This is a genomic window from Streptomyces sp. NPDC005303 (assembly GCF_040607335.1).
In the GTDB taxonomy this organism is placed as follows: domain Bacteria; phylum Actinomycetota; class Actinomycetes; order Streptomycetales; family Streptomycetaceae; genus Streptomyces.
This window is the reverse complement of the sequence record NZ_JBEXGM010000039.1, coordinates 56,182-64,246: the sequence shown is the minus strand read 5'-3', so window position 1 is coordinate 64,246 and position 8,065 is coordinate 56,182. Positions and strand designations below refer to the sequence as shown.

5 protein-coding genes are annotated in these 8,065 nt (G+C 70.1%); all 5 read left to right on the top strand.

What is annotated here, in order from left to right:
• The first annotated feature begins 430 nt into the window (after nucleotides 1-430).
• On the top strand, nucleotides 431-1,198 hold the full coding sequence (locus ABZT93_RS35290) for an alpha/beta fold hydrolase (RefSeq protein ID WP_356112362.1): 768 nt from the start codon (nucleotides 431-433) through the stop codon (nucleotides 1,196-1,198).
• Between the two features lie 73 nt (nucleotides 1,199-1,271).
• Complete coding sequence (locus tag ABZT93_RS35285) at nucleotides 1,272-4,175, top strand: lyase family protein (protein ID WP_356112360.1); 2,904 nt, start codon at nucleotides 1,272-1,274, stop codon at nucleotides 4,173-4,175.
• 552 nt (nucleotides 4,176-4,727) lie between these two features.
• Nucleotides 4,728-5,081, top strand: a complete 354-nt coding sequence (locus tag ABZT93_RS35280; protein ID WP_356112358.1) for a hypothetical protein — start codon at nucleotides 4,728-4,730, stop codon at nucleotides 5,079-5,081.
• Nucleotides 5,082-5,123: 42 nt separating this feature from the next.
• Nucleotides 5,124-7,379 (top strand): pyridoxal-phosphate dependent enzyme, encoded by a 2,256-nt coding sequence (locus ABZT93_RS35275; protein ID WP_356112356.1) that lies wholly within the window; start codon nucleotides 5,124-5,126, stop codon nucleotides 7,377-7,379.
• Between the two features lie 541 nt (nucleotides 7,380-7,920).
• Nucleotides 7,921-8,043 carry a hypothetical protein gene (locus tag ABZT93_RS35270; RefSeq protein ID WP_356112355.1) on the top strand — a complete coding sequence of 41 codons (123 nt, stop codon included), beginning with the start codon at nucleotides 7,921-7,923 and terminating at the stop codon, nucleotides 8,041-8,043.
• The last annotated feature ends 22 nt before the right edge of the window (nucleotides 8,044-8,065 follow it).

Here is an 8,065-nt window from a genome sequence, read left to right as displayed (position 1 = left end):
ATTTCATTGTGTTGCGGTCGGGTGTGTCCTGCTCCGTAACCGCGGGTGGGGCATTGTCGGCTTGCCGGGGGGCTCTCAGCCCCGGACTACCCGACCATAGTAGTTCCTTGCGAGTTGCGTCCCCGATTCCCGGCGGCGGGAGGGTTGTCGAATCGGCCCTTTCGGGATGGGTTGCGGCCACCCGCCGCTACTGGTTATGGTCAACAGTTGAGCGTGTTCACTCAGCTGAGGTACAGTCATCAGGATTGATTGGCACGCCATTCATTATCCTCGATGGCAAAACCGACCAGGTGGCATGACCATCCTCCGCAGGGCGGCGAGAGCGGCGATCCAGTGAAGGGTCGAATGAGTTCTGGCATCTTTTCCGGAAAGGCTGCTTCGGATCCATGGAATTTCTTGACGACTTCGGGTCAAAAGCTGGAATTTCTGGATGTCGCCCATGAACAGCCACATACTCCCCGACAAATGGTTCGTATACCAGGAATTGCGCCCGGAAGCGCCGGTCCGACTTGTCTGCTTCCCCTATGCTGGCGGGGCCACGGCGATCTACACTGGTTGGGCGGCCGCGCTCGGCCCCGACGTGGAGGTCGCCGCACTGGCCCTGCCGGGCCGGGAGCGTCGGATCGGAGAGCCCCCGGACGTAGAGGTGGAACGGATCGCGGCGGCCTTCGCATCCACCGCCGACCGGCCGTACGCGCTGTTCGGCCACTCAATGGGTGCCCTCCTCGCGTTCGAGGTGGTCCGTCGGCTGCGCCGAGACGGGGCCCAACTGCCCGTCCACCTCTTTGTGTCGGGCTGCCCGCGCCCCGACCAGCCGCGCGGTGACGACATCTTCGACGGCCTGTCGAAACTCCCCGACGATGCGATGCTGGAGCGGCTGGTCCGCGGCGGTGGTCTGCCCGCCTCCGTGCTCGACGAGGCGGAACTGCTTGAACTTATGCTGCCCGTCTACCGGGCCGACTTTGGCTGGCTGGACACGTACGACTGTGGTGACGAGCCGCCGGTGCCGGTGCCGATCACCGCGTTCGTCGGCTCCGATGACGCCTCGGCCCGCCCTGAGGACATGGCTGGCTGGGCCGCGCACACCACCGAGTCATTCACCCGGCACATCGTGTCGGGCGGCCACTTCTTTCTCGACGACAACCTTGACGCCATCAGCCGGACGATTCGCGCCGGGATCGGCGGCCCCGTGGCATGACGGGCCCGCGGGTCGGGCTCCGAAGGCAGGTCCCAGCCCGCGACAGGTTGGAACGACGAGATCAGGAACTGCGATGGCGGATGGAACCACCGGATCACCCGTGCGCGGCGCGCGCGGAGAGCGCATCGCCCGCGCGGCGCACGGCCAGGAACTGGTCTGGTTGACCGGTGGTCGCTCCGAAGGGCTGCTGCTCCAGCATGCGACCGACACCTTCCGGCTCGGCCCCATGGTCGACGAGGATCAACTGCGCACTGCGCTCGGCGGACTAGCCGCCCGTCACGCCGCTTTGTGCACCTCGCGGCGCGTGCTGGACGGTGAGCTGTGGAATGTGGAGCACACGCGGATTGACATGCTGGTGAAGTTAGTTGAGACCGATCTGGGCGAGTTGGACGACGGCAAGCGTGCCGCGCGGCTGGTCGAACTCGCCGAGCAGGCGGCGGCGCGGTCCTTCGACCCGCGCTGGGCACCGCTGTGGCAGGCTGTCGCGCTGCGGCTCGGCGAGGCGGACTGGGTGGTGGTGCTGGTCGCCCACCAATTGGTCTGCGTCCCAGCCTCATTGTTCCAACTCGACGCCGAACCGGCCGAGCTGTGCGGCGCCTCGGAGCAGGGCCGGCCCCCGGAGCCGCCGATGGGCTTCGCCAACTACGCGCACCACCAAAGCCCCAGGGCTGCCGAACTGCGCGCGCAGCATCAGGACGATGAATTCCAGCACGGGCAGCTGGCCGACCCGCCGCCCGGACATGGCATCCTGCTGGACCGGCTACGCCCCGCGGTACGGGCCTTCGTGGGCGCTGGGGTCCGGTCCGAGTCCCCGCCCGGCCTGCCGACCGCACTGCGGGCGGGCGCCGACCAGCCCGGCGCGGCGCCCGCCGTGGTGCTGCTGTCCGCCTATGTTGCGCTGCTGCACGGCAGTTCCGGCCGTAAGGGTCACGCGATCTGGGTGCTCGTCTCGGGATGGCGCTTGCCGAGGACCCTTCCGCTGGTCAGCACCCTGGCTGGCATGGCAGTGCTGCGGCTGGACACCCTCGGCGGCGCGGATTTCACCGAGCTGACCGACTGGGTCCGGGGCGTTGCACAGGTCGCCAGCGAACGCCAGGATCCGCCGTCTCACTCGTCGGCCTTTAACCTGCCGGAGAGCCGGGAACTCGGCGCCCAGTGTGGCTTCGCCGAGGACGACCTGCTGCTTGGAGTCGCCCACCACGCCACCCGGTTGGTGTACGACAGCGCACTGTTCGCCCTCCGCCATTACGGGTGGCCTGCTCGACGACTACCTAGCGTTGCTTGCCGCCGCCCTCGCCGAACCGGCCGCGCCGTTAGCGCTGCTGCTCTCCCAGGGGCCCGGGGCTGCCGGAAGCCCCCTGGACCGGCCTACGACGAGCGGACCGCGACCTTCCCCGCCGGCAGCCCCGGGCCGTCGTCAGAGGGTCCCCGTGAGGGTCGGGCTGGCCCCATCGGTTCTTCTGAGGAGCACAACATGACGGTGAGCGGTCGGATCGTCGGAATCCCGAGCGAGGTGTGGCATGAGGAGGTGCTGGCACCGCAGTTCGCCTACGAGGTCGAACACCTGCTGCGGCACTACGTGGCGATTGAGAAGGTGCTGCTGCTGGAGTACCGGCGGATGGAGCTGGTCGACGAGGCCGATATCGTCGCGATCGCCGCGCGGCTGGACGAGGTATCCCCAGAAACCGTCCGGGCGAACCCACAGGAGAACATGTCGGACATCTCCTTCGCCCTGGAGCGGCACGTCGCGGCTGGCCCGGTCGCGCCGTTCGCGGCCTGGCACGCCGACCGCAGCCGCAACGACTTCCAGGTGTGCGCCCAACTCCTGTCCGCCCGCGAGCAGGTCCGGTCGCTGGCCGCCGACCTGCTCGCCTTCGACGCGACGGTCCGCGAGCTCGCCGAGGGCACGGTCGAAGTGCCGATGCCCGGCTACACTCACGCCCAGGCCGCCCAGGTCATCAGCCCCGGCTTCTACCTGGCCGCGCTGTCCAGCGAGACGCTGACCGCGGTGCGCCGGCTGCTGGCTGCGTACGACGAGATCGACGCCTCGCCGCTTGGTGCGGGCAGCATGGCGGGCCAGGAACTCGGCTGGGACCGCTCCCGGATGGCCGGGCTGCTCGGTTTCGCCCGGCCCCAGCCGCACGCTCTGGTGGCCGTCGCCTCGCGCGGCTGGGCGCTTGCGATCGCGGCCGAGGCAGCGAACTTCGCCGTCGCGCTCAGCCGCTTCACCACCGATCTGATGGCCTGGGGCGGCAGCGCCTATGGCTTCCTGGACCTCCCTGACGAGCTCGCTGGGATCTCCGCCGCGATGCCGCAGAAGAAGAATTTCCCCGTGCTGGAGCGCATACGGGGCCGCTGCACTCTGGTGGTGGGCAGCGCGGCCGAACTGGCGGGGGCGCAGCGCAACACTCCGTACACCAACACCGTCGAGGTCTCCAAGGAGGCCGGTGCGCGCCTGCGGGTGCAGACGGAGTCGCTGCGCTCGACCCTTCGGCTGGCCCACGCCGTAGTCGCCGGGATGGAGTTCCGTACGGACCGGATGCGCGCGGCCTGCGAAAGGGAGTTCCTCGGCGGCTTTACCCTCGCTAACCGTCTGACTCTGGAGGAGGGTGTGCCGTGGCGCACGGCACAGATCATCGTGGGCCGCTACATCAGGGCCGCGTTGGACAAGGGTTTGGCGCCGGCCAACGGGGACGCGGCACTGCTCTCGATGATCGCGGAGGAGTCCGGGCATCGACTCGCCGGGGCCGAGTCCCTGCTCGCCGCTTCGTTGAGCGTCGAGGCGGGGTTGCGGGCGAAGACCTCGGTCGGCTCGACCCACCCCGACCAGGTCCGTGCCACCCTTGCTGAACTCCTGGCCGAGCACGAGCGGCTGGCCGGGCGGTGGGCCAAGCGGGACGCTGTCGTACGGGCGGCAGCCGACCGGGTCGCGGTGCTGCTCGCATCGTCGGCGGACACCCCGGCGGAACCGTCTTGACCGCGCCTCCGTGCCAGCCTGTGGCCCCGCCGCCGTCCGTGAACCAGCCCTCACGTCGGCCCTCGGCAGCCTGCCCCGCCCCAGCGTCGACCTGCGGACCGGCTCGGCCCGCGCCTTCGACGAGTTCCTCCAGGGCGCGCTGCCCGGTGGCCAGGAGCTCCTGGCCACGCTGCCGGTCGACGGCTGGGTGCGGGCGCGCTTCCGCCTGGACCCGGGCGGTCCGCTGCGAATGTTTCCCTCCCACAAGACCACGACTCGGGGGGCGGCCGAGGCCATGCTCGCCTCCTGCGGCTGGGCGTCCGGCAGTGCGCTGCGGTTGGATGGCGACCTGGCGGAAGGGGATGGGCAGCTCCCCGGCCAAGCTGGTGGCCCGGTGCGGGAAGTCGGGGGCGGCCCTGAGCCTGGACACCTTGCCGACCGCGGTGGAGCGCTGGCTGCGCCCCATCGAACCGACCGAGAGGGTGACGCACCCCGAGGTCGTGGTCTTCGAGCACCGCGGGATGCGGATGCGGAAGTGCCTCGGCAGCCGCCTGGCGGCGACCGTGGTCGGCTGTGATCGAGGGCGGACTGCGGGGCACGATGGCGCTCAGCCGGGTGCCGAAGGTGTTCTCCCCGGCGCAGCCCGCGGAGCACTCGGACCTGCTTGCCGAGCTCGCCCTGGCAGTGCGGGCGGGGGCCCTCACCCGGATGGGGGCGGTGACGACCCGCAGCGCGGTGCTGAACGAGCGCCTGGTGCCCAAGCGCGGCCTAGAGGCGATGCTCGTGCTCGCCGAACAGTCGGCGCCGAGGGGATGGTGTGCGCGCAACGGCACCCTGCCGGGCCTCCTGCTGGACGGGGACGAGCCGACCACGGGCCCCGCCTGGCCGCCGCCCTGGCGGCCTGTTCGACCCTGCCCGGCACCATGACTACGGTCCGGGCGCTCAACCTTCAGGACACGGAGCTCGCTTATGCGGCATGAATCGATCGTCGAAGCCATCGGTCACACACCCCTGGTCCGGTTGCGGATGCCCGCACCGGAGGGCGTCGAGGTCTACGCCAAGCTAGAACTGGCGAACGCCTTCGCGATGAAGGACCGGGTCGCTCGGCAGGTCGTCACCGAGGCCCGTCGGTCCGGGACGCTGAAGCCGGGCGCCCCGATTGTGGAGAGTTCCTCGGGGACGATGGCGCTGGGGCTGGCGCTGGTGGGCACCCACATGGGCCACCCGGTGCACATCGTGACCGATCCGCGGATCGACCCGATCACCCTGGCCAAGCTGCGCACCCTGGGCTGCGAGGTGCACGTGGTGCCGGCGATGGGCGAGCAGAGCTGGCAGTCGGCCCGGCTGGACCTGCTGGCCGAGCTGATGACCGGTCTGCCGGATGCGTTTTGGCCGCAGCAGTACTCGAACCCGCAGAACCCGGCGGCCTATCGCGGCCTTGCCGAGGAGCTGATCGCCGACCTCGGGACGGTGGACGTAGTGGTGGGCTCGGTTGGCAGCGGCGGTTCGCTGTGCGGGACGTCGCGGGCCCTGCTAGAACGATTCCCCGCACTGAAGGTGGTCGGCGTCGACGCGGTCGGCAGCGTGCTGTTCGGCCAGCCCGACGTGCCGACCCGCCGGCAGTCCGGCCTCGGCAACAGCCTCTACCCGGACAACATCGACTACCGGCTGATCGATGAGGTGCACTGGCTCTCCGACGACGAGGCCTTCGACGCGACCAGGGCGCTGGCCCGGGAGCAGAAGATCTTCGCCGGCAACACGTCCGGATCGGTCTACCGGGTGCTCACCCACCTCGCGGCTAACGCCGCGCCCGGCACCCGGCTGGTCGGCATCATGCCGGACCGCGGCGACCGGTACGTCGACACGGTGTACGCGGTTGAAGCCGACGCGACCGCGGCCACCAAGGACCGGTCCGCGGTGGCGACCGAGCCGGTGCCCGTCCGCTACGGCGAACCGGTGCACAGCTGGTCGTACGCGCAGATCTCCCACCGGGACCGCCCGCTACTGCTGTTCGTGGAGTCCAACACCACCGGCACCGGCATGCTCGCGCTGACCACGGCGGTGCGGCTCGGCCTGGAGCCGGTGTTGTTCGTAGTGGACCCGGACCGCTACCAGGGGCTGGAGGAGACCGGCTGCCGAGTCGTGGTCTGCGACACCGACGACCCGCAGGGGTTGCGCAAGGCCGCCGAGGAGGCGGCAGGCGACTGCGAGGTGGCGGGCGTGACAACGACCAGCGAGTACTACCTGGTGCAGGCGGCTGCGCTGGCCGAGGGGCTCGGGGTGGCGGCCAACCCGGCAGCGGCGCTTGCGGTCTGCCGGGACAAGTCGGCGACCCGTCGCATGCTGCTGGCGCACGGGGTGGGCCAGCCCCGGTTCGCTGAGGTCCGCGACCCGGCCGAGGTCGCAGCGGCGGTCGCGACGGTGGGCCTGCCGTGCGTGGTCAAACCGGTCGACGAGTCCGGTTCACACGAGGTGCTGTGGTGCGGGGACGTCGCCACCGCGACGGAGCAGGTCCGCAAGCTGCTGACGGTCACCTGTAACGTGCGCGGCCAGGCCAGTGCCCGGAGAGTGCTGGTGGAGGAGTTCCTGACCGGGCCGGAGTTCAGCGCGGAAATGTTCCTCGCGGACGGCGAGGCGCACTGCGTCGGCATCACCCAGCGCACCGTCAGCGAGCTGCCGTACTTCGTGGAGACCGGGCACCTCTTCCCGGCCGTCCTGCCCCCGGAGAGGGCGACGGCGATGGCCGATACTGCCCGGCGCAGCCTGGAGGCGGTCGGACTGACCCGGGGCCCGGCACATGTCGAGCTGCGACTCACCGCCGACGGGCCGACTGTCATCGAGATCAATGCCCGGCTGGCCGGCGGCATGATCCCGGAGCTGATCCGGCCGGCGACCGGCATCGACCTACTGGGCCAGCAGATCCGCGCCGCCGCCGGACTGCCGCTGAACCTGACGCCGGAGCGCTCCCGCTCCGCCGGCATCCGCTTCCTGATCGCCGCGGAGGAGGGCCGGCTGGCCTCGGTCGAGGGTGTCGAGCGGGCAGGCGCCGTCGCCGAAGTCGAGCGGGTCACCGTGACGGCGGCCGTCGGCCGCCCGGTGCGGCCTGTCCGGGAGGCGTACGACCGGCTGGGGCACGTGATCGCGGTCGGGGAGGGCCCCGAGCAGGTGACCACGGCCCTGGACGCCGCGTTCGCCGAGCTTGCGATCGTGGTTGAGCCCAAGTAGCGGTAGGGCATCAGTAGCTTGATTTTTAACCTTAATCCTCGTTTATGTGGAGATGTCCTGTTCAGGTTTCAAGGTGCTTCACGGTTTTTCCGGGCTCGTGGCATGGCGCTGGCCTGCAGTTTGTCGAGCCAAGCGGGCGCCCGGGGCCGGGCTTTGATCGTCTCAGCACTGCTGCGGGGCGGGTGGAGGTCGCGGGGAGGTGTCGGAACCCCCGGCGGACGCCGGCGGGGTGAGCCGGTTCGCTGGACGTGGCCTCTCCCAGGGGCGGCGGAGGTCGCTCAGCGTTCATCGACGAGCACCGGAACGCCTTCGGCGGTGTTGAGTCGATCTGCAGGACGCTCAGCGAGGGTGACCGCAAGATCGCCCCCCTCTACCTACTACGCGCACAAGAAGCACCCGGCCGAGCCGTCCGCCGGCAGGGTCCGCGACGCTGATGGTCGGGTCGCCCGGGGAATCGCACCCCCAGGCTCCCACAGAACTGTGCGTAACAGTCTCGCGTTACACGGCTAGTGTCCTCCTGATCACCGGAACTCTGGTGTCCATGCTCACTGGGCGAAGAGCCCAGGCCGTGCCCCGGCGCGCCCGCCAACGCGTGAACGTCATCCACGCGATGATCCGCACCGGCACCTTCGACGAACCCCGCATCCTCGACCTCGCCGCCTGAACACCCCACCCGCCTACCCTTT

Bases quoted from the DNA above. Each gene is read 5' to 3' on its own strand.
- ABZT93_RS35275 (WP_356112356.1), top strand. From the start codon at position 5,124: ATGCGGCATGAATCGATCGTCGAAGCCATCGGTCACACACCCCTGGTC.
- ABZT93_RS35270 (WP_356112355.1), top strand. From the start codon at position 7,921: ATGCTCACTGGGCGAAGAGCCCAGGCCGTGCCCCGGCGCGCCCGCCAA.
- ABZT93_RS35285 (WP_356112360.1), top strand. From the start codon at position 1,272: ATGGCGGATGGAACCACCGGATCACCCGTGCGCGGCGCGCGCGGAGAG.
- ABZT93_RS35290 (WP_356112362.1), top strand. From the start codon at position 431: ATGTCGCCCATGAACAGCCACATACTCCCCGACAAATGGTTCGTATAC.